This is a genomic window from Fontimonas thermophila (genome assembly GCF_900113085.1).
Lineage (GTDB): Bacteria > Pseudomonadota > Gammaproteobacteria > Nevskiales > Nevskiaceae > Solimonas > Solimonas thermophila.
The window spans coordinates 62,604-84,279 of record NZ_FOOC01000003.1; the positions used below are offsets into that span (position 1 = coordinate 62,604).

At 66.5% G+C, this 21,676-nt stretch carries 16 protein-coding genes and 1 tRNA gene; 11 read left to right on the plus strand and 6 right to left on the minus strand.

The features are described 5' to 3' along the window. Positions 1 to 2: 2 nt before the first annotated feature. Positions 3 to 728, minus strand: a complete 726-nt coding sequence (locus BMZ48_RS03605) for a response regulator (RefSeq protein WP_159431064.1) — start codon at positions 726 to 728, stop codon at positions 3 to 5. 63 nt (positions 729 to 791) lie between these two features. On the opposite strand from BMZ48_RS03605, the gene BMZ48_RS03610 reads away from it, so the two are divergent. Continuing rightward, complete coding sequence (locus tag BMZ48_RS03610) at positions 792 to 2,135, plus strand: thioredoxin fold domain-containing protein (protein WP_091532023.1); 1,344 nt, start codon at positions 792 to 794, stop codon at positions 2,133 to 2,135. Positions 2,136 to 2,204: 69 nt separating this feature from the next. After that, positions 2,205 to 3,080, plus strand: coding sequence for a formyltetrahydrofolate deformylase (purU, locus tag BMZ48_RS03615; RefSeq protein ID WP_091532024.1), 876 nt, complete (start codon positions 2,205 to 2,207; stop codon positions 3,078 to 3,080). A gap of 111 nt (positions 3,081 to 3,191) precedes the next feature. Here the strand turns inward: purU and BMZ48_RS03620 are convergent, their stop codons facing one another. Beyond that, positions 3,192 to 4,766 (minus strand): AMP-binding protein, encoded by a 1,575-nt coding sequence (locus BMZ48_RS03620; protein WP_200769504.1) that lies wholly within the window; start codon positions 4,764 to 4,766, stop codon positions 3,192 to 3,194. Positions 4,767 to 5,125: 359 nt separating this feature from the next. Here BMZ48_RS03620 and BMZ48_RS03625 point away from each other — a divergent pair, with 359 nt between their 5' ends. The 4 genes from BMZ48_RS03625 to tadA all read left to right on the plus strand — a co-directional run bounded on the left by BMZ48_RS03625 (position 5,126) and on the right by tadA (position 8,846). Beyond that, the gene (locus BMZ48_RS03625; protein ID WP_091532028.1) at positions 5,126 to 6,205 is read left to right on the plus strand and encodes an SMP-30/gluconolactonase/LRE family protein; all 1,080 of its coding nucleotides are present in this window, start codon (positions 5,126 to 5,128) and stop codon (positions 6,203 to 6,205) included. Positions 6,206 to 6,262: 57 nt separating this feature from the next. Continuing rightward, a complete protein-coding gene (locus tag BMZ48_RS03630; protein ID WP_091532030.1) occupies positions 6,263 to 7,882 on the plus strand; it encodes a phytoene desaturase family protein in 1,620 nt (539 codons plus the stop codon). A gap of 163 nt (positions 7,883 to 8,045) precedes the next feature. Continuing rightward, entirely contained in the window at positions 8,046 to 8,327 is a 282-nt protein-coding gene (locus BMZ48_RS03635; protein WP_091532032.1) for a TMEM165/GDT1 family protein, read from the plus strand. Positions 8,328 to 8,333: 6 nt separating this feature from the next. After that, a complete protein-coding gene (gene tadA / locus BMZ48_RS03640; protein WP_234981512.1) occupies positions 8,334 to 8,846 on the plus strand; it encodes a tRNA adenosine(34) deaminase TadA in 513 nt (170 codons plus the stop codon). Between the two features lie 6 nt (positions 8,847 to 8,852). On the opposite strand, the gene BMZ48_RS03645 is transcribed toward tadA, so the two are convergent. After that, entirely contained in the window at positions 8,853 to 9,509 is a 657-nt protein-coding gene (locus BMZ48_RS03645) for an ankyrin repeat domain-containing protein (protein ID WP_091532033.1), read from the minus strand. 142 nt (positions 9,510 to 9,651) lie between these two features. Between BMZ48_RS03645 and BMZ48_RS03650 the strand changes: the two genes are divergently transcribed. From BMZ48_RS03650 to BMZ48_RS03670, 5 genes are all read left to right on the plus strand, one after another. After that, positions 9,652 to 9,726 (plus strand) — tRNA-Val (locus BMZ48_RS03650). A 69-nt stretch (positions 9,727 to 9,795) separates the two neighbouring features. Further along, positions 9,796 to 10,365, plus strand: a complete 570-nt coding sequence (locus BMZ48_RS03655; protein WP_091532034.1) for a UPF0149 family protein — start codon at positions 9,796 to 9,798, stop codon at positions 10,363 to 10,365. Positions 10,366 to 10,372: 7 nt separating this feature from the next. Further along, positions 10,373 to 11,722, plus strand: coding sequence for a Xaa-Pro aminopeptidase (pepP, locus tag BMZ48_RS03660; protein WP_091532035.1), 1,350 nt, complete (start codon positions 10,373 to 10,375; stop codon positions 11,720 to 11,722). Next, positions 11,719 to 13,002: a 2-octaprenyl-6-methoxyphenyl hydroxylase gene (gene ubiH / locus BMZ48_RS03665; RefSeq protein WP_091532036.1), complete on the plus strand. Its 1,284-nt coding sequence runs from the start codon at positions 11,719 to 11,721 to the stop codon at positions 13,000 to 13,002. The genes pepP and ubiH overlap by 4 nt, the downstream gene beginning before the upstream one ends. Further along, positions 12,999 to 14,204: a UbiH/UbiF/VisC/COQ6 family ubiquinone biosynthesis hydroxylase gene (locus BMZ48_RS03670; RefSeq protein WP_200769505.1), complete on the plus strand. Its 1,206-nt coding sequence runs from the start codon at positions 12,999 to 13,001 to the stop codon at positions 14,202 to 14,204. Before ubiH ends, BMZ48_RS03670 begins: the two co-directional genes overlap by 4 nt. 38 nt (positions 14,205 to 14,242) lie before the next feature. Here BMZ48_RS03670 and BMZ48_RS03675 read toward each other — a convergent pair whose 3' ends face one another. The 3 genes from BMZ48_RS03675 to BMZ48_RS03685 are packed head-to-tail and all read right to left on the minus strand — an operon-like array spanning position 14,243 to position 21,669. Continuing rightward, positions 14,243 to 14,995 carry a SapC family protein gene (locus tag BMZ48_RS03675; RefSeq protein WP_091532038.1) on the minus strand — a complete coding sequence of 251 codons (753 nt, stop codon included), beginning with the start codon at positions 14,993 to 14,995 and terminating at the stop codon, positions 14,243 to 14,245. 52 nt (positions 14,996 to 15,047) lie between these two features. Further along, the gene (locus BMZ48_RS03680) at positions 15,048 to 16,151 is read right to left on the minus strand and encodes an SPOR domain-containing protein (protein WP_159431065.1); all 1,104 of its coding nucleotides are present in this window, start codon (positions 16,149 to 16,151) and stop codon (positions 15,048 to 15,050) included. A gap of 16 nt (positions 16,152 to 16,167) precedes the next feature. Then, on the minus strand, positions 16,168 to 21,669 hold the full coding sequence (locus BMZ48_RS03685) for a two-partner secretion domain-containing protein (protein WP_159431066.1): 5,502 nt from the start codon (positions 21,667 to 21,669) through the stop codon (positions 16,168 to 16,170). Between the last annotated feature and the right edge of the window lie 7 nt (positions 21,670 to 21,676).

Here is a 21,676-nt window from a genome sequence, read left to right on the forward strand (position 1 = left end):
TTTCAGGCCATGCCTTCGATCAGCAGGCCGGTTCTGGCGCAGGCAAATACGGCCTCAGTGCGGTTTTTCACACCGAGCACGCGGAACGCAGCAGCCAGATGCGCCTTGATGGTCGCCTCGGAAACCCCTACTTCCTGGGCGATGATCTTGTTGGATTTGCCTTGCATCACCAGACGCAGGACGTGCCGCTGGCGCGCGGTCAGCTGTTCGAGCGCGCGCCGGTCATAGACCGGCGGCGCTGGCATGAACGGGTCTTCGGCAGGCGCGTTCAGTGCGTGTGGCGGCAGATAAGTGCCACCGGCGAGGATCAGGCGCAGTGCCGCCATCATCACCGCGTGGCTCGACGCCTTGGGGATGAAGCCGGCGGCACCGGCATCGATGACCCGGCGGATCAAGGTCGGGCTGTCCTCGGCCGAGAGCACGACGATGGCCGCGGTCTGCGCTTTCTCGCGCAATGCCTGCAATGCATCCAGGCCGCAGGTACCGGGCAGGCGGAAATCGAGCAGGATGACATCGAAGGCTTGCTGCTCGGCCAGGCCGAGCGCCGCAGCGCAGTCCGCCGCCTCGGCGAACGACAGCCGATCGGCGAGATCGGCGAGCAGCAGCTTCAGCCCGGCCCGGAACAGTTCGTGATCGTCGACCAGCAGGATGTTCAAGGCACCCCCCCACAAGGCACTCCCCGTCGGATCGCGCCGGCCATGGAACGGCAGGGTAGGCGTGTCGCCCATTGACCTGCGCCACGCTGTTTTCCCGCGGCGGCACCGCGATCCTTCGCAGCGCATACTATAGCGATGCACAGCATCTGCCGATCCACCTTGCGCATGGTCATGGCCGCGCTCGCCCTGATCGTCGCCGGCTGCGGGCCCAGGCCGTCGTCCACGCCAAGCGGCGAGCTTGCCACCGCACTCGAGGCCGCCCGCGTGCGCAACGCGGCCGTGATCATCGATTTCCACGCGCCGTGGTGTTACTCGTGTTACTACATGGCGCGCAATGTCCTCAATGGGCCGGAATGGGAGGCCGTGCTGCGCCGTGCCGTCGTCCTTGAGCAGGATGTCGATTCGCCGCAAGGCCGCGCGCTCCAGCAGCAATGGCGGGTCAAGGCGCTGCCGACGTATCTGGTGCTCGACGCCCAGGGGCGCGAGCTGGGCCGCATTCTCGGTGAGCAGACACGCAAGGATTTCTACGCCCGTCTCGATGCGCTGCTCGATCGCGGCAGCACGCTGGAGGCGCTCGCTGCACGGGTCACGGGACGCGATCCGGAATCGGTGTCGGCCGCGCGCCAGGTGCTGGCCGCCTATCACGCCCGCCAGGACGGTGCCGGCGCGCTCTCCTGGTATGCGCGATTGTCGCCGGATGCGCACGATGCCCTTGCATCCGACATGGTGGCTGCGCAGTGGCTTGCACGGTTGCGTTTTCTCGATGCGGCACAGCGCAAGGACGCTGCGGCCTGCCTGGCCTGGGGAGCCGAGGTCTTGCGCGCTGAACTCGGCTGCGATCGCGCCTACGAGCTTTCCCGCTTTCTTGGGTGCGCCGGGTCACATCCGCAGGCACGTTCGCTGATCGCGGCGCAGCGTGCGCCGATGCAGGCGCTGCTCGACAGCGGCGTGTTCGGATCCGCGCGGTGCGCCGACGAGCGTTCAGTGGTGCTCACGGCGGCCGACATGTACGCGGCGCTGGGCGAACGCGAGGCCGAGCAGGCGCTGATCGAGCGTGCTGCTGCAGATCTTGCGCAGCGCATCGGTGACGCCGTCGCCGCCGATCGCAATCTCGCCGACAACCTGCGTGCCTATCTGGACCGCCTGGCCCAGCTCAGCGGCGACTACAGTCGTCTCGATGCGTGGATGCTGCGTCTGATCGCGGCCTGGCCCGGCGACTATGTCTATCCGTTCCGGCATGGGCGCAGCTTGCTCGCCCGCGGCAAGGCCGCCGAGGCGCTGCCCTATCTGGATCAGGCGGCGGCACATGCCTATGGCGTCAACCGCCTGCAGGTCGCCGAGCAGCGCGTACGCGCGTTGCAGGCGCTCGGCCGCGCCGACGATGCGCGGCGCATCGCTGCCGAGGCGCTCAAGGCCAACGGCCCCTGGTTCCCGGAGGAAGCCGCACGGCTCAAAGCCCTGATCCGCGGCGCTGCCTGAGGCGTCGCGCAAAACGTCCGCTTCCGGTATAAGGTCGCGCCGCATCTCCGAGCCGTGGCCGCTTTGTCCATGACCACCGATCCCGATACCACTGCCCGCCTGCTGATCGCCTGTCCGGACCGCCCGGGCATCGTCTCGGCAGTGACCACGTTCCTCTATCACCACGGGGTCAACATCACCGAGCTGGACCAGCATTCGACCGATCCCGAGGGTGGGCGTTTCTTCATGCGGCTGGAATTCCAGACGCCACACCTTGACGTGTCGCGCAATGCGCTGGCACAGGCTTTCGGTGATGTCGTCGGCCGGCGTTTCGACATGCAGTGGCACATCAGCTACGCCGCCGACCGCCCGCGCATGGCGATTCTGGTGTCCAAACACGATCATGCGCTGATGGAGTTGTTGTGGCGCTGGGAGCGGGGCGAGCTGCGGGTCGATATCCCGGTCGTGATTTCCAATCATCCCGATCTACGCGCGGCGGTCGAACGCTTCGGTGTGCGCTTCGAACACGTGCCGATCGACACAGCGACCCATGCGCAGGCCGAGGCGCGCATGCTCGCACTGCTCGATGAGCCGCCGGGAGTCGATTTCATCGTGCTGGCGCGCTATATGCGCATCCTCTCGCCGAACTTCGTCGCGCGCTACCCGAACCGGATCATCAACATCCACCACAGCTTTCTGCCGGCTTTCGTCGGCGCCGATCCGTACCGGCAGGCGTCCGAGCGGGGCGTCAAGATCATCGGCGCGACGGCGCACTACGTGACCTCGGAGCTCGATCAGGGTCCGATCATCGAGCAGGATACCGCGCGGGTCTCGCATCGCCACGAGGTGGCCGATCTGCGCCACCTCGGCCGCGATCTCGAGCGTCAGGTACTCGCACGCGCCGTGCGCTGGCATGTCGAGGATCGCATCATCGTCAACGGCAACAAGACCATCGTCTTTGCCTGAAACAGGCGGACCATGCACTGGGCTGTTGTGTGCACGCGGCGGCGGTGCCGTTGACGAAAAAGCCCCGCGCAGTGCACTGCGCGGGGCCGTGGTTGTTGCCGGTGTGCCGGTTTATTCCCAGATCACCTTGGTTTTGTAGTCGCCATCGTGGCGCTGCAGCAGCGGCATGTAGCGTTTTTCGACCTCGTTGCGCTTGACTTTCATCGTCGGCGTCATGATGCCGTTGTCGATCGTCCAGGCGTCCTTGACGATGAGGATCTTGGCGATTTGTTCATGGGGTTCGAGCGTCGCATTGACCGCTTCCATGTCGGCGACCAGCCCCTGTTCGACTTCTTCGCGCGGCTTGGCCAGCCCGGCCTGGGACAGCGTCACGATCATCACCGGCTGCTTGAGTCCGGCGCCGACCAGGCAAAGCTGGTCGATATCGGTGTTGCGCGACAGCGCACCTTCGATGGGCGCGGGCGCGACGTATTTGCCCTTGAGCGTCTTGAAGATGTCCTTGACGCGGCCGGTGATGAACAGATAGCCGTCCTGGTCGATGCGGCCCTTGTCGCCGGTGCGCAGCCAGCCGTCGGCGGTGAACAGCTCGGCGGTTTTCTCCGGATCCTTGTAATAGCCGGGCGTGACGCCGGGGTGCTTGAACTGGATCTCGCCCTCGCCCTTGTCGTCGGGCTCATAGATGCGCATGTCGGCGCCGGGCAGCGCGCGGCCGACGGAGCCCAGGCGGTTGGCGTGGGGCAGGTTGGCCGTGGCGTAGATGTTGTTCTCGGTCATGCCATAGCCCTGCAGCACGGTGATGCCGATCTTCTGGAACCATTGCATCAGCGGCACCGGCATCGGCGCGGCACCGACGAACAGATAGCGGGCGTTGTGCAGGCCGATGCCCTTCTTGATCTTCTTCTTCACGTAGCTCGACAGCAGCGGAATCTTCAGCAGCCGGTCGAGTTTTTCCTGCGGCATCTTCTTGAGCACGCCGCTCTGGATGCGGTTGTAGACCAGCGGCACGCCGTAGAAGCGCGTCGGCGCGACTTCCTTGAGCTGTTCGGCGAGTTTGTCGAGGTTTTCCAGGAACCAGACTTCGGCGCCCAGGTAGATCGATGCCATCTCGACGGCGCCGCGCTCGAAGGCGTGCGCCAGCGGCAGGTACGAGAAGAAGCGTTCCTGGCCCTGCGCCGGCATCACCTTGAGCAGGCCCTGCGTCGCGAACATCAGGTTCTCGCCGTTGATCATCACGCCCTTGGGATTGCCGGTCGTGCCCGAGGTGTAGATCAGCGAGATCAGCTGCTTGGGATCGGGCGCCTGGTAGCCGGCGAAGGGCTCGTTGGCGCGGACCAGGTCGTCCCAGTTGTAGGTACAGGCAGGAACGTCGGGGTAGGGGAAGGCGATCGTGATGATGCCCTGCGGCAGCGCGCCCATGAATTCGCCGACGTCGGGCATCGGCCCGATGAAGATGGCCTTGGCCTCGGAATGGGTCAGGATGTACTTGACCGCTTCCGGCGCCTGCTTCGGATACAGGCCCACGCTCACATAGCCGGCCATTGCAATCGCCAGGTCGGCCAGGAACCAGTGCGCGGTGTTGCGTCCGGAGATGGCGATCCGGGCGCCGGGTTCGAGCCCCAGGTTGCGCAGGGCAGTGGCCATCGAGCGCACCTGCGCCTCGCATTCGGCCAGGTGTATCGTTTCCATACGCCATTGACGGGTTGGTAAAGCCAGCCCTGATTGGGCCTCTCCTTGGCCCATTGCAGCAAGGTCTCGACCGGGTTTTTGAGCGACATTCGGTTTCCCCCATCGCGGGTTGGTGGATGTGTGCGGCCTGGGCGTCCCCGTGCGCCGTTGTGGCCGCTGCCTCGGCCGCGCGCGTTTGCCGTCGCGGAAACGGACGACCGGGCGGGCATTATAATAGGCTCGCAGCCGGCTTTCGGCCCTTGCCGGTTTTGTGATCGATCCGGCACCGTGGCCGGGCACGCATGGCGATGGACGGCGCAATGCAAGCCCCCGCACAATCCTGGAACAATCCTGGGACAGGACGCACGCAAGGGGGTCGTATGAGACTTTTGGGTTATCTGATCGGGCCGCTGGCGCTGGTCGCGGCCTATCTGCTGTTCTGGCCAGTGCCCATCGATCCGGCTGCGTGGACGCCGCCGCCCATGCCCAGCGATCGCCATCCATACAACGAGGCGCTCAAGGGCATCGAACGACTGGCCGAAGGCGTCGGCCGCGGGCCCGAGGGCATCGCCATCGATGATGCCGGGCGTCTGTACACCGGCTATGACGATGGTCGCGTGATGTCCTTCGACCGCGACGGCGGCGATCCGCGCCTGCTCGCCGACACCGGTGGCCGACCGCTGGGTTTGAGCTTCGCGCCGCACGGTGGATTGGTCGTGGCCGATGCCGTGCAGGGTTTGCTGCTCGTGGACGACAGCGGTGTGAAGACGCTGTCGCGCGAGGCCGACGGCCTGGCCTTCAAGTTCGTCGACGACGTCGACCGTGCGCACTTCGACGCGCGCGTGTTTTTCAGCGATGCCTCTTCGCGATTCGGCATCCACGAGGTGATGAGCGACGCGTTCGAGCACCGCCCCAACGGCCGCCTGCTCGAATACGACTTCGACACCGGCCAGACGCGCGTGCTGTTGAGCGGGCTGTATTTCGCCAATGGCGTCGCGGTGGGCCCCGAGGATGCCTATGTGCTCGTCTCCGAGACGACCGAGTACCGCATCCGCCGCTATTGGCTCAAGGGTGAGAAGGCCGGCACGTCGGATGTGTTCGTCGATAATCTGCCGGGTTTCCCGGACAACCTCAGCTATGACGGCGAGGGTCGCATCTGGGTGGCGCTGTATGCGCCGCGCCAGTCGCTGCTCGACGCGCTATTGCCACGTCCGTATCTGCGCAAGCTCGTGTTCCGTCTGCCGGAGTTTTTGCACCCGGCACCGGTGCATCATGCCTGGGTGCTTGGTTTCGACCTCGATGGCCGGCTCGTCGCCGATCTGCAGTACCGCGGCGACGGAGCCTATGCGCCGATCACGAGCGTCGAACGCGCCGGCGAGATGCTTTATATGGGGAGCCTCACCGCTGCGGCGATCGGACGGCTGCCGCTCGCCGCCGTGCCGCAGCGGGCAACCCCCTGAACCGCACGATGGCGCAGATGATGCATCGACGGGTCTGATCCGCGAAGGCCGGCACTGATGCGCACGGATGTCTACGACTGCATCGTCATTGGTGCGGGCCACAACGGTCTGGTATGTGCCGCCTATCTCGCCGCGGCGGGCCGCAAGGTGCTCGTCCTCGAACGCCGGGATATCGTCGGTGGGGCAGCGGTCACCGAGGAGATCGCGCCAGGGTATCGCGCGTCGACCGCCGCCTACCTGGTGTCGCTGCTGCTGCCAGAGATCGAGCGCGATCTCGGCTTGCGCGAGCATGGCTATCGCGTACTCACGCGCCATCCATCCTCGTTCACGCCGTTACCGGACGGGCGTTATCTGCTCATGGGGCCGGATGCCGAGCTCAACCGCCGCGAGATCGGCAAGTTCTCGGCCCGCGATGCGGTGGCCTATCCGCGCTACGAGGCCTGGCTGACGCGCATCGCCGAGGCGCTGGAACCGGCGCTCGAAGACATTCCTGCCGATCTGCTGCCGCTGCCGCAGACGTTTCGCCGCCGCGGTTTTCGCGAGCGTCTGGCCAATCTGCGCCGCGCGCTGCGCTTCCACCGCAGCCTTGCGCGTCTCGGCGAGGATTTGCCGTCGGCGCTGGAACTGCTGACCGGTGCGGCGACGCCGATCCTCGATCGCTGGTTCGAATCGCCGGCGCTCAAAGCCACGCTCGCGACCGACGCCATCATCGGCGCATTCGCGCCGCCGTCCGCGCCCGGCACCGGCTATGTGCTGCTGCATCACGTCATGGGGACGGCCGGCGGCGCGCGCGGCGTCTGGGGTTATGTCGAAGGCGGCATGGGGGCGTTGACCACGGCGATGCGCAAGGCCGCCGAGGCGCGCGGGGTGCAGATCCGCACCGGAGCCGAAGTGGTACAGATCGAAACTGCCGGCGGACACGTCAGCGGTGTGCGTCTGGCGAGCGGCGAACGCATCGCCGGACGCATCGTCGTCTCCAATGCCACGCCCGAGGTCACCTTCCGGCGGCTGCTCGGTGCCGAGGTGCTGCCGATCTCTTTCCGCGAGGCGGTTGCACGCATCGACTATGCGAGTGCTTCGATGAAGATCAACCTCGCGCTTTCCGAGCTGCCGGACTTCCGTTGCTGTCCCGGCAAGGACGCCGTCGGCCCGCAGCATCGCGGCACGATTCATATCAGCCCGACGCTGGATTACATCGAAGCGGCATATGCCGATGCCCGGCAGGGACAGCCCTCACGCGCACCCGTCATCGAGCTGACCCTCCCCACTTCGGTGGACACGACACTGGCGCCGCCGGGACATCACATCGCGCAACTGTTCGTCCAGTACGCCCCATATGCCCTGCGCGATGGGCACTGGGACGAGATCGGTGCGGATTACGCGGATCTTTGCATCGATGTCGTGACGCACTATGCGCCGAATTTCCGCGCCGCGATTCTGCACCGCCAGGTGCTGACCCCTGTCGATCTGGAAAGACGTTTCGCGCTCACCGGCGGCAACATCTTCCACGGCGCGATGTCGCTGCACCAGTTGTTCGGTTTTCGCCCCGTGCCGGGCTGGAGCGACTACCGCACCCCGCTCGCGGGGCTTTATCTCTGTGGTGCCGGAGCACATCCCGGTGGCGGCGTCAGCGGCGCGCCGGGGCGCAACGCCGCGCGCGCGATTCTCGGCGGGTGAGCGCAGGCCGATGGCCGGCGGTTTGTGCTGCATCTTTCACGGATCGGGGCGGCGGTGTCTGCCGTAGCGGTATCATTCGCCGCAAAACCTCTCGCGAGGCGCACCGGTTTTTTGCATCGGCGCGGGGGCTTTTCGTTTGCGGACAAACCGAGTAGGAGTACGCGTGGATCTGAAGGTATTCGCGACCGTCTTTGCGACGGTCTTTCTCGCCGAGCTGGGCGACAAGACCCAGCTGGCGACACTGCTGTTTTCGGCCGACAAGCCGGCGTCGAAATGGACCGTGTTCGCGGGTTCGGCCTCTGCGCTGGTGCTGGCAGCAGGAATCGGCGTGCTCGCGGGAACCTGGTTGTCGCAGCACGTGAGCGCCAAGCACTTGCAGCTCGTCGCTGGCGTCGGGTTCATCCTGATCGGCGGCTGGACCTTGCGCTCGGCGCTGACCGGATGATGCGCCGTGTCCGCAACGCTGCGGAGCCCGCCGGAGAATGAGTCCGAACCGTCGGCGCAGGATGGCGTGTTCATGCGCCATGCCCTGCTGCTTGCGCATCGCGCGCAGGCCGCCGGTGAGGTGCCGGTGGGTGCCGTCGTCGTCCATGACGGACGCATCGTCGGCGAGGGCTGGAACCGCCCGATCGGCACCTGCGATCCCAGCGCCCATGCCGAGCTGGTCGCACTGCGCGCGGCGGCACGGCGGCTCGGCAATTACCGGCTGACCGGCACGACGCTGTATGTAACTCTCGAGCCCTGCGTGATGTGCGCCGGCGCCATCGTGCATGCGCGTGTAGCCCGGCTCGTGTTCGGCGCCTGGGACCCCAAGGCCGGTGCCGTGCGCTCGGTGTACGACGTCATCGCTCAGCCGCGCCTGAACCACCGCGTGGAGTGGCACGGCGGTGTGCTCGAGGACGCCTGTGGTGGCATCCTCAAGCAGTTTTTCCGTGCGCGGCGCCGTGCGATGGCTCCAGGCTGAGTCCGGCTAGTCCAGTTCGAGCGCCGCGGCAGTGCCGAGATGGCCACGATCGCGCGCGATCTCGGCGGCGGTCTTGCCGTCCTCGGTTCGGGCGTTGCGGTCGGCACCGCGGTTGAGCAGCAGCCTGCACAGTGCCGTAAAGCCGCGCGAGGCGGCGAGATGCAGTGCGGTGACGCCACTGCCGCCGACATGTTGGATGTTCGCGCCCAGGGCGATGAGCAAGGGAGCCAGACGCTCGCCGTCGGCACCGGCGATGCCGGCATGCATCGGGGTGTTCGCCATCGGGTTTTGCGATACCGCGTCGAGGTCCGCACCCAGGCCGATCAGGACCAGCAGGCTGTCACGCGCGCCCATGAACGCGGCGAGATGCAGCGCTGTCCAGCCATCGACGCTGTATGCCCGCAGCAGCGCCGGATCGGCGCTCACCAGCGCGGCGACCCGGTGCGCATCGTTGCTGGCCGCGGCCTCGAACACGTCGAGCGGGCGAAATCCCTTGAGCAGTTCGGCGATTTCGGCGGCGCCGTTGTAGAGCGCGAACATCAGCGGCGACAGTCCGCCAGGCAGCGGATCGGTCGCCTGCGTGGGATCGCGTTTCAGAGCGGCGCGGGCGGCGGCGAGGTCGCGACTCTGGATCGCATGCATCAAGGGGCGGACGGCGCTCATCGGTGTCGGGGTGGCAAGTCGTGTGCGGGGCGCAAGCCTAACCGCGGCTCTTGCCAGGCTCAACGTGGGTTGTGCGGGTGTATGCGCTGCGTCGGTTTGACGACGCCGGATGCCGTCTCTATGATTCCGCCCCCTATCGCGCGGACGGTTAGCTCAGCGGTAGAGCACCGCTTTCACACGGCGGGGGTCACAGGTTCAATCCCTGTACCGTCCACCAAATTGGGGGCCTGGTCACGCCAGGCCCCGTTCTGCACAGGCCTGGCGCAGGGCGGCCTATAATCCCGCCATGAAGCGACTATTGGGCTACGACGAGTTGAACTCGGCCCTGCAGCGGATCGGATACATCGACGATGCCGCCGAGTATCACGGCGCCCTGTGCGGCGCCTTGTCCGTGCGCAAGCCTGACGACATCGATCTGTTCACGCTGATCGACCACGGCGCGCAGGCGCCGGCGCAGCGCGATGCGCAGACACTCGAGTTGCTGCAGCGTTTGCGCGCCGAAACCCTGGATGCGCTCTCCGACGACCAAATGATTTTCGCGCCGCTGCTGCCGGATGACGATACGGCGCTGGTTCCGCGCGTCCAGGCCCTGGCGGCGTGGTGCGAGGGTTTTCTCTATGGCCTCGCCAGTCGCCCGGGTTTCGATCTGGCGCGCTGTTCCGAGGACACGCGCGAGATCATTCGCGATTTCACGGAGCTCACCCGGGCTGCCGTCGGCGAGGAGGCCGATCCGAACATCGAGGAAAGCGCATACGCCGAGCTGGTCGAATACGTGCGTGTCGGCGCGCAGCTCGTTTTCATGGAACTGCATCCGCGTCCGATGCTCGACCCTTCCGATTCCCAACAGGTGCATTGAAAAATCCATGCCGACCCGTATTCCGGCGCGCCGCCGCGGCGCATCGTCCGAGCATGCCGCGCGCCGTGCGCGGCTGATGCAGTTGATCGGTGAGGATGGCGTGGCCATCATCCCGGCCGCACGCGAGGTGATCCGCGCCCGCGACACCCATTACAAGTTTCGCCAGGACAGCGATTTCCGTTACTTGACCGGCTTCCCCGAGCCGGATGCGGTCGCGGTGCTGGTGCCGGGGCGCCGGCGCAACGGCCGCAAGGCCGAGTACATCTTGTTCGTGCGCGAGCGCAATCCGGAACGCGAGATCTGGGATGGGCGCCGCGCCGGACCGGAAGGTGCGGTCCGCGACTACGGCGCGGATGAGGCCTACACGCTCGCCGAGTTCGAGGCCCAGTTGCCGGGGCTGATCGCCGGGCGCACCCACCTGCACTACACCCTGGGCGAACATCCGCACTGGGACGCCAAGCTCACCGCCTGCGTGCGCGAGATCCGCGAGGTGTCGCGCCGCGGTGCCGCCGCGCCGGTGGATTTCATCGCGCTGGAGGCGACGCTGCATGAAATGCGCCTGCGCAAATCGCCTGCCGAGCTGGAGCTCATGGCCAGCGCCTGCGCGATCACCGCCGAGGCGCATTGCATCGCCATGCGCACCGCGCGCCCCGGGCTTTACGAATGGCAGCTCGCTGCCGAAATCCACGCTCACTTCGCGCGCCACGACATGGAGCCGGGTTACGGCACGATCGTCGGAAGCGGAGAGAACGCCTGCATCCTGCATTACGTGGACAATCATGCCGAGCTGCGCGATGGCGATCTCGTCCTGATCGATGCCGGCGGCGAGCTGCAGGGCTATACCGCCGACATCACGCGCACTTTCCCGGTCAACGGGCGCTTCAGCAAGGCCCAGCGTGCCGTCTACGAGGTCGTGCTCGAAGCCAATGTGCAGGCGATCAGGGAGCTCAAGCCCGGAAACTCTTCGGCCCGGCCGCACGAGGTGGCCACGCGTGTGCTCACCGAGGGCATGGTCGAGCTCGGTCTGCTCAAGGGCAAGCCGGCAGAGCTGATCAAGGCGGGCAAGCACCGGCAGTTCTTCATGCACGGTACCGGTCATTGGTTGGGCATGGACGTGCACGACGTGGGCCGCTACAAGATCGAGGGCAAGCCGCGGCCATTTGAGCCGGGTATGGTCATGACCGTCGAACCGGGGCTGTACATCGCGCCGGGAACGCCTGGCGTGCCGCGAAAGTACTGGGGGATCGGCGTGCGCATCGAGGACGATGTCGTCGTGACGACACAGGGGCCGCGGGTGCTCACCGCGGACGTGCCCAAGACCGTGCGCGAGATCGAGTCGCTGATGGCGCAGGCATGACGGCAGCATCCGGATCCGGCACGGACGGCTCGAGCGCCGGCAGCACGGAAAAGACCGCCGAGACGGCGCGCATCGACGAGCCGGTCGATGTCGCCATCGTCGGCGGCGGGCTGATCGGTGCCAGCGTGGCGCTCGGACTTGCCCGATCGCCGCTGTCGGTGGCCCTGATCGAACCGGCCCCGCCGCGGCCCACGCCGCCGAGCTGGGACGAGCGCTGCATCGCCATCAATCATGTCAGTCACCGCATCCTCGATGCGCTCGGCGTCTGGCCGGAACTGTCGCGCGCTGCCGCGCCGATTCTGTCCACTCATATCTCGGAACAGGGGCGATTCGGTGTCGCCCGTTTTTCCGCCGACGAGGCGGGTTTGGAAGCGCTCGGCTACAACGTGCCGATCCACCGTATCGGCGAGCTGCTGTGGCAGCGCGTGCTGGCGCACGGCCATGCGCGGATATTCGCGCCGATGCGCGTCGCCGCGCTCACGATGCACGCGCATCATGTCGCGCTTGCGCTGGACGGTGGCGGTACGCTGGCGGCGCGGCTGGTCGTGGCGGCCGACGGCGCCGATTCGCCGCTGCGCCGTTTACTGGGTGTCGATACCGAGCATCGCGACTACGCACAGTCGGCTATCGTCACCGCCGTGCGCTGCACGCGCCCGCATCGGGGCTGCGCCTATGAGCGCTTCACCTGCGGCGGCCCGCTCGCGCTGCTGCCCAAGCCCTGGGCGGCGGAAGAGCATCTCTGCTCGCTGATCTGGACCACGCCAGCGGCGGAGGTGGCGTCGCGCATGGCCTGGAGCGACGCCGAGTTCCTCGCGCAGGCCCAGGCCGCTTTCGGCGAGCGGCTCGGCCGCTTCGTCGAGCTGGGCCGACGGCAGGCGTATCCGCTCGCCCGCGTCGTCAGCAGGCGTGTGCATGCCCCGCGCGTGGTTTTCGTTGGCAATGCCGCGCAATCGCTGCATCCGGTGGCCGCGCAGGGGTTCAATCTGGGGCTGCGCGATGCGGCCACGCTGATCGAGCTGCTCGCCGGGCATCGCGGTGATCCCGGTGACGGCGAGCTATTGCAACGCTACGCGGATCTACGCAGCGCCGATCGCCGGCGCGTGGCCGATTTCACGGACGGTCTCGTGCGGGTGTTCTCGAACCGCCTGCCCGGCTTGCGCGGTCTGCGCCATCTCGGTCTGCTTGCGCTCGATTTACTGCCGCCCCTGCGCGAGGCGGTACTGTGGCAAAACCTCGGTTATGCCGGCTACACGCCGGCGGTCGCACGTACGCCGCGATGAGCATGTCGTCCGCTCAGGCACGGACCATCCGCGCATCGCCGCGCGCTGATGTCGACTGCGACGTCGTCGTCGTCGGTGCCGGTTGCGTCGGTGCCGCGGCGGCGCTGGGCTTGCACCGGGCGGGCCTGCGCGTGCGCCTGCTTGAACGCGCGCCCTTCACCGAATCCGATGATGACTACGATCTGCGGGTGTATGCCATCGCGCCGCGCAGCGTGCGGCTATTGCAGCGGCTCGGGGTTTGGGCCGCGATTGCGGCCGAGCGCGTCAGCCCGTACACGCACATGCAGGTTTGGGAGACCGCACCCAGCGAGGCGCTGCATTTCGATGCATCGGATATACGTGCCGATGTGCTGGGTTACATCGTCGAAGGCCGCGTGATCCAGCGCCATCTCTGGCGGGCGTTGCCGGCTGGTGTATTGCGGGAGGGCGCTGCCGTCGTCGATTGCACCACCGATGAGAGCAGCGCGGTGCTGACGCTCGACGGTGGCGCGCGGCTGCGCACGCGCCTGATCGTGGCCGCCGATGGTCCATCTTCACCGCTGCGGAAACTGCAGGGCATCGAGGCGTGGAGTCAGACTTACGCGCAGACCGCGATCGTCTGTCACGTGCGGACACAAAGGCCGCATCGCGGGTTTGCCTATCAGCGTTTTCTCGACACTGGCCCGCTGGCATTGTTGCCGCTCGCCGACGGACGTTGCTCGATCGTTTGGTCGTCGACCGAGGCGCCGGACCTGATGGCGCTCGACGATGTCGCGTTCTGCGCAGCGCTGGAGACGGCGAGCCAGCAGGTACTGGGCGCTGTCGAAGCCTGCACCCGGCGGCTGACGTTTCCGCTCGCCGCGCAGCATGCCCGGACGTACGTGCAGCCGCGTTTTGTGCTGGCCGGTGATGCGGCACATGTGGTTCACCCGCTGGCCGGGCAGGGTATGAATCTGGGGCTGGGGGATGTCGATGACTTGCTGCGCGTCGTCGAAGACGCCCAGCGCCTGCGGCAGGACATCGGCAGCCTGCGTGTACTCCAGCGCTACCAGCGTGCACGTCGTGCCGAAGTCACCGAGATGATCGCGGTGACCGACGGCTTGTACCGGGCTTACCGCGTACGCATCCCCGGCTGGGTATCGCTGCGCCAGCGTGGGTTGGGTCTGGTCAATGCGCTGACACCGCTACGCCAGGCATTGGTCCGCCGCGCCTGCGGCCTGTAGCCGCGGACAATCCGCGGCGACGCAGTGTCTGCCCCCGCTCAATGGCGTGCCGTGGCGAGGTCCAGCAGCCGGCCGAAGTTTTCCAGCGAGATCAAATGGGCATAGACCGCGCGCAGCTCGCCTTTGTGCATCAGCGTGCGCAGATCACGGCCGGCGATCTGCTGCAGACGCTGCTCGTCGACCCGGAACAGGCCTTGCAGGCGGCGGTGCGGCCCCTGCCGCGGCAAGGCCAGCGCGTCGAACGGTACCAGCAGGTTGAGCGCCTCCAGACGCCGTGCCAGGACACGGGTCTGCAGGCGCGCGCCTTCGAAGGTCTCGATCAGCTGCTGGATCGGTGACCAGGCTGGCGTCGGGTTGCCGTCCGCGTCGAACAGCGGCTGGGCGGTATCGCGGGTCAGCGCGCGCTCATCGACGCAGATCAGCCGGCGCGCGCCGGACACACGGGTTTCACCCGGGATTTCGGCGATGCAGAACGGATAGCGCCGGCAGTATGCCGGCACGTAGGCGCCGGATCGCCAGTGTCCCTTCGTGTCGACGAACAGGTTTTCGCCGCTGCGCAGGCCAAGGACGGCAACCGGTTGATACTCACCGCCGGGCTCGCGTGCGAAGGCAAGCGGATAATCCAGTGCGGCACGCGCGAATTCTGCCGCGCTCACGTAAACGGCATTGAGCGTCGCACACCACGTATAGGCGATTCCCGGAACAAGCCCCATGCCGGCGTGGCGCCGACGGTCGAACGGCACCACGCCTCCGTAACCGGGCGGGGCGCCCAGGCGAAGCGATCGGCTCATGCGAGCGCGCGACTCCCCCGCCGGGGCGCTGGGAGTGGCGAGGCCGTCGTGCTCACTCCTGGGCGCAAATCGTCAGCGGATTGGGAATCGGGTCGATGCGCAGGAAGCGCGGCTCAAACGGCAGATAGATCTGCGCGCCATCGGGCAGTGTGACGAGGTATTGCCCGGCGCCGACATCCGCGGTTTTGCCGCTCTCACTGGTGACGAAGACGCCGCCTTCGATCACCCCGACGACGATCCCGTTCTCCGCACTGCTGCCCGCGGGCAGCGCGTCTGACAGCACCGGATCCCTGGCGCAGGCGGTATCGCACAGGATGACGAGATAGTCGGTGCCGCGGATGCCGATCGTCGCAACCGGCGTGCTGACGCGGTATTCCTGCGGATCCGACTTGCCGATCAGCCCGGAGACTGCGCGAAAGCCGCCTCTGAGCAGGCGGAAATAGGCGCGCGAAACGGCCGGCTCGGCGGGCGCGGTGGCGACGGGCACCGTCTCCGGCGCCGGTGGGGTTGTCGGTGCGGGCTGTGCCACGGTCGGTGCCGGCGGTGTTGGGGTTGTCGTCGTGCCCGGCACGATCGACGGCTTGCGAAAACCGGTGCGTTTGAGATCGGAGATGAGCTTCTCCGCGGCGGTGCGGTCCGCGAGCTCGCGCACATACACGCGGTGCCAGGTCGTGCCCGGCCGGATGCGGACTGCAACCGCCTCGGCCTTGAGCCCGCGCGCATTCATGCGCCGGACGATCCGCTGCGCCTCGTCGGCAGTGGCATAGGTTTCGACGATGACCGACCAGTCGCCGCCAACCGATGGAGGCGGGGACGCCGTGGCTGGAGGCGCAGCCGCTGCTGTGGTAGTGGCAGGCGGTTGCCCGACGGGCGCCTGGGCATAGTCCTCGATCATGAACCGCGTGTTCGGACGCAGGAGCACATGGCCGCCATCGACGAATTTGAGGTTGATGTAGCTGTTGGTCGATGAACTGATGATCTCCCCGGCGTGGACGGCATCGCCCTTGGCGAGTTCGCGGATCGTTCCCGCCCGTGGGTCGGTTGCCGTGCCGCGGCCGGTGATCAGCAAGACCTCGCCGGCAGGCGTGGCGGATATCCCACGACCGGCTCCCAGCGCCAGCACCGAGGCGAGCAGCAGCGTAAAGGACTTGTGCATGCGAAAGTCTCCGGCGTTACGGACAGGCCAGCTCGGTACGCTCGCCGCTGACGATGTCGATCTGCGCGCCATCGCCATATTCGGGATCACGCGCCTTATCATCCGTCTCGGGGTTCTGATGGGCGAGCGTTTCGCCGCCCAGATCATCGGTCAGCACGATTGCGCTTGCGGTTTCCTGATCCGGGTTCGTGCCGGGCCCGGGTTGCTGCGGCCCGACGACGATTTCGCCGCCGAGCACCACGACCTGGCCATTCGTGCTGAGGCCGTCGAGCCTGCGCAGTCGGCCCGTGGTCAAGAAGATGTAGTTGGCATCTTCGAGTGATCGGATATCGATCTCTGGAGCGAAGATCTCGATATCGCCCGCATAGCCGGTGCCCCCGAAGGCCAGCGTGAGGCTGCCCCCGACCTCGAAACTGCCGCTGTTCGGATCGACCTGGATCGGGGCACTGTCGCTGAACGGCCGGTAGTTGTAGAACAGATCGCCCGGCGCGGCGATCGATACAGCGCCCAGGAAGGGCGCGCGCACGAACAAATAACCGCCGTCGATGGTCAGCGTGCCGAGCGAAACACCGTCTTGCGCGATGAATGCGGCATTGGGCGCGCTGGTCGCAGGGAGCAGACCGGGCGCTACGTCTTCCAGCAGTTCGAGCATGTCGGGATCTTGGCCTTTCTGGGCAAGACCCGTACCGACGTGGAGGGTCGAGTGTGTCAGGTCGATCGATTGCGCAGAGACATCGAGCGCACCTGCATTGATCTCAAGCCCGGCGGTGGCAGCGGTGATGGATCCGACGCTGATCAGATCGACATGATCGCCCTCGATGATGCCGTCGAGCGTCTGGCTGGCGCCGTCCAGCAGGACCTCGCCGCCGGTGATACCAGAGCCGCTGACCGCGAGATCACCCCCGGCCACGGCTTCGAGCGAGTTGAAATTCTCGATGCGGCTGGTCCGAAGCTCGATCGTGCTGGCCGATTCGAGCGTGATCGTGTCGTCGAAGGACAGAGTGCTTTGATCGATCACGATGCCGCTTCCCGCAGCATTCGGGGTTTGCAGCCGCAGTGTCTGGCCTGCGAGTTCGGTTTGAATCAGGCGCAGGCCACTGCTCGCTGTTGCGTCGATGCTGCCGGCCGTGATCGCCGTGTTCTGGAGCTCGATGGTCTGGGCTCCGCTGAAAGTCACGCTGCCGAGTTCTTCGATGCGGGTATTGTCATGGATCGTCCATTGCGCACCGGCGAGCAGCAGGGTGCCGGTGCCGCTGTCGCTGAGGATGTGGCTGTCGCGAATCAGAGCGCTGGGTGCGCTCAAGGTGGTCTGCTCCCCGATGAGTCCGCTATTGTCGATCGTCAGTGTCCCGCCAGCAGAGAAGCTGCCGATGCGATAGGCCAGATTGGCGCCGGTGATGGACAGATGGGTGTCGGCAAGCAGGGCGAGGTCGATGCTGGTGACGTCGAGTGCCGCTGCATCGATCGTATCCGCACGCAGCTCGAACAGGCTCGCGGATTCGATGGCCGTGGTGTCGAAGTCAAGCGTGCTGTGGTCGATCAGAATGCCGGCGCCGCTGGCACTTAGGGTCCGGAGCATGGCGGAATCGGTGTTCAGCCTGCCGCCGATGATGCGCAGCTCGCGGTTGGCGGTTGCGTTGAACGCAAGGGCGGTGATCGTCGTGTTCTGGATCGACAGGCTGTCGGCACTCCAGCTCGCGGTGCCGAGGTCGAGGCTCGCTCCATGGCCGTTCACCATCAGCGTGCCGGCGGCGGTCAGGGCGGCATCGCGCAGATCCGAGTCGGTGCCAAAGTCGAGCGTGATGCTGTCTGCCTGGATGTTCAGCGGATCGAAAACGAGATCCGGATTGCCGGACTCCCCCTCGTTCACGGAGGCCGGGTGTACGAAGTCAGAATAGACGCCGGGCAGGGTCTGCGTCAGCCGATCGGCCTGCAACGTCACGGCACCGCTGGCAATGACATCGAGTCCGGTGACGAGCCGGCCATCGACCTGTGCGTCGATGCCGGTAACCGTTGCCGGTGTTCCGACCCCGCCGACGTACAGGAGCGCAGCCGCGAAGTCCGGCGGCGGCACGGAATGGGCTGGATCGTCGCTGGTGTAGCGGCCTGCGTCGTGTTGAAGGCTGATGGTCCCACCGATGCTGACGGTGTTCCCCTGGATGACCGCGCCGACCAGGCCGGTTCCCTGGACCTGGACGTCGCCGTCGATCGTCACGCTCGACGGCGTACCGCCGTCGGCAAAGCCGATGGTCACGCTGCTGACGGCGCCGATGGCCTCGGTGGTGAAGGGCCCCATGGGGGTCACCGAGGGGTTGTCGACGGGCGGTCCGTAGTTCGCAACATCGGCGACATGCGGAGCCTGCGCGCCGAGTGCGCCGAGCGCCCGGACACTGCCCAGATGCACGCTGCCCATATGGATGATATCGATGCTCGCAGCGTCGCCGCTCGCCTCTAGCGTGCCGGCGATGTCAAAATCCGTTCCCGCGTTGCCCGAGTTAAAAGTGAACAGGGCTTCGCTGTACCGTGCGGTGCCCGTGACCGTCGGATTGCCGCCATCGAACACGACGGTCTCGCCGATCTGGCGCTCAACCTCGTAGCATTGCGAATCGACACACTCCTCCTGGACGAGCGTGCCGGAGACGAAGCCGGTTGTGGCGTGCACCGTCGCATCGCCTCCCACGGAAAGGCCTGTTGCGCTGATGTCGGCGTACACCCCCCCCTGTCCGCTCACGCTGAGGTTGCCGCTGATGCTGACGTCTCCGGCCATCCAGTTGTCGAAGCCCGCGATCGTCAGTCGAGCGCCCCCCCATTCACTGTGTCCCGTGGTCAGGGTGACTTCATCGCCTCCCGTGAAGGACTGATCATCACCCGGTGCATGCCCGAAACCCAAGGCCGTCCAGTCGCCCTCGATCCGATACCCCTGGCCGGTGATCGCGAGGTCACCGTCGATCGCGACGCTTTGGTTCGCGCTCATGAACAGCGCAGCGCTCGGACCGCTGAGCGTGATGTCGCCGCCCGCGATGATGCTGGGGTTCGTTGCGCTGCCGCCGGTTCCGGTGATGGTGGCGGCAGCGACACCGTAACTGGAATCGACGACGGTGACGTTGCCGGAATCGAGTATGGTGAAAGTGTTGTCCCCCGGCCGCGCCATCAGGCGGAGCGCCTGGCCTGCCGAGCCTGCCAGGACCACACGGTCGGCATGGGCATCGAAAAATGCGTTGGGACCGGAGATGTCGATGCCGTGGGTCGTGATTGTGCCGTTACCGGTGTAAAAGTAAGCAGAAGCATCGCCGAAATGGCGTTCGATCCGGGACGCGCCGGTATCGACCGTTTCGGTTGCGGTTTCGGCCGTGATGGTCAGTGCGCCGCCGAAATTGATGTCACTGCCTGTATCGATGCCAGTGCCGGCACTGACATAGGCAGAGCCAATGCCGTGGACCGTTACCGAGCCATCGAAGTTGACCGAGCTGCCGTAGGCGGACAGCGTGGCGTCGCCCCTGGACGTTGTGACGATGCTGCCGGAATCGTCGATCGTCGAGTCGATGGCCTCTCCGGTGATGGTCACGTCGCCATCGACGTCGATCGCGCCTGAGAAAGCGTTCATGAAGACCCCAGCAGCGGAGCTTTCTGCCGATCTCGAGGCGCTGAAACCACCGCCACTGGCCACGATGTCCCCGCCGACCTGGATACCGCCATTGGCGTTGAAGAGGTCGATCGAGGCAAGACCAAGACTTGCCGTCGCCGACAGGGTGCCGGTGCTGACGGCAGCAGAGGTGCTGGCGCCGGTGCGGGCGATGTTGATCTCGGCATCGTGGAGGTCGTCGATGCCCGTGCGTCCGGTCACGGTGACGTTCTGCACATCGATACCGCCGGCAGTGGTCATGAGATCCACACGACCGCGTGCGTGGATGTCGCCGCCGACATGGATGTTGCCATTGGCATACATCGCAACATTGCCGCCGGCATCGATGGTGTTGGTCACGTCGATGGCATCGGCTGCTTCGATGGAAACATCACCGCCGCTGATCAGGCGCGCATTCACGTTCACCGTGCCGCTGCTCGAACCGCCGAAGATCGAGATGTCACCAGCGATGTCCAGCGTATCGTCGGCGCCCTGGATGGCGATGGAGCCGGCGCTGGAGCGTGTGACGGAGCCGATGCATTCGCCGAAGCCGCCAAACTGATCGCAGGTGCCGGTTTCGAGCCGCAGGCCAGCGCCTTTGGTGTCATCCGTCGGGTTGACGCCGTTGAGCGTGTTGTCGCCGCCCAGGTCCTGAATCGTGATCGTATCCGTGGCCACGATGTGCACGGTGCTGCCGCGGTCGTTGTTCTGCAGCAAAGCCTCCAGCGTGGAGGTCTGCAGGTCGGCATCCACGCCATCGCCGATCGTCATCGTCGCGGGGTCGATCAGCAGATGGCCGTTCCTGCCCAGATCGACGCTGCCGGCAATGCGCACGCGTCCGCGTCCCGACAGCTCCACGGTACCGCCCTGACCGCCGACATCGACATGCGCGCCCGCCTGATGGTCGAGGCTGCCGCCGGCGATGGCCAGTACGCTGCCGCGATCACCCGAGGCCTCGACGAGGGCTCCGCTGGTGAGCGTGATGTCGCGGTCACCGGCGAGCACGATGCGGCCGTCGCCGCCGGAAGCATCGAGGATGCCGCTGTGGGCGATATCCCCGCCCGCGGCCACGAGATAAATCTCGCCGCCGCGCTGCTCGATGGCCTGTGCCGAGATGCGGCCGCTGTTGTTGACGGCATGATGGAGCAGGTCTTGTGCGACGCGCGCATGCAGCAACACGCTGCCGCCGTCGGCGACAATCGCGCCGGCGTTGTCCACGCCGGCCGCAGCCGACAGCGCCGCTGCATCGACGGCGACGCTGACCAAGCCTTCTGGATCGAGCTGCAGGGACAGCTGGCCGGCGGCGGCCAGCACGACATCGCCGCTTTGCGCCGTGATCGTGCCGCGGTTGTACACATGGTCGGCGGCGAGCACGACGAAGCCACCGTCGCTGGCGTGAATGGTGCCGGCATTGACGACGCCGGCGCTGCTGCTGCCGGCGAAGAGGTAACGCCCATCGATGAAGTCCTGGTCGGAGAGCGCGTGGGTCGTCGCCACCAGCGCGCCGACGTCGATGCGGCTACCGGCGCCGAACAGGATGCCCTGCGGATTGATCAGGAAGACCCGGCCATTGGCCGTGAGATCGCCGAGAATCTCCGACGGCAGGCCGCCGATCACGCGGTTGAGCACCGCTGCGGAGGCCGATGGCTGGTTGAACAGGACGTATTCGCCGCTGCCGATCGAAAACGTCTCCCAGTTGATGATCGCCGTATCCGAAGTCTGCTCGATGACCAGTCCGCCGGCGCCTGGCGAGGCAATGCCCACCTGGCCGTGGATGACATCCGCACCGGTGGGTGCCGCCAGCGTTCCCAGCGGGGCGAGAAGACCACCCCAGGCGAGCAGCGGAGTGCGCTGCCGCAGGATTCGCGCGATGCAAGTCAGGGCATGCTCTGTCATGGCCGTC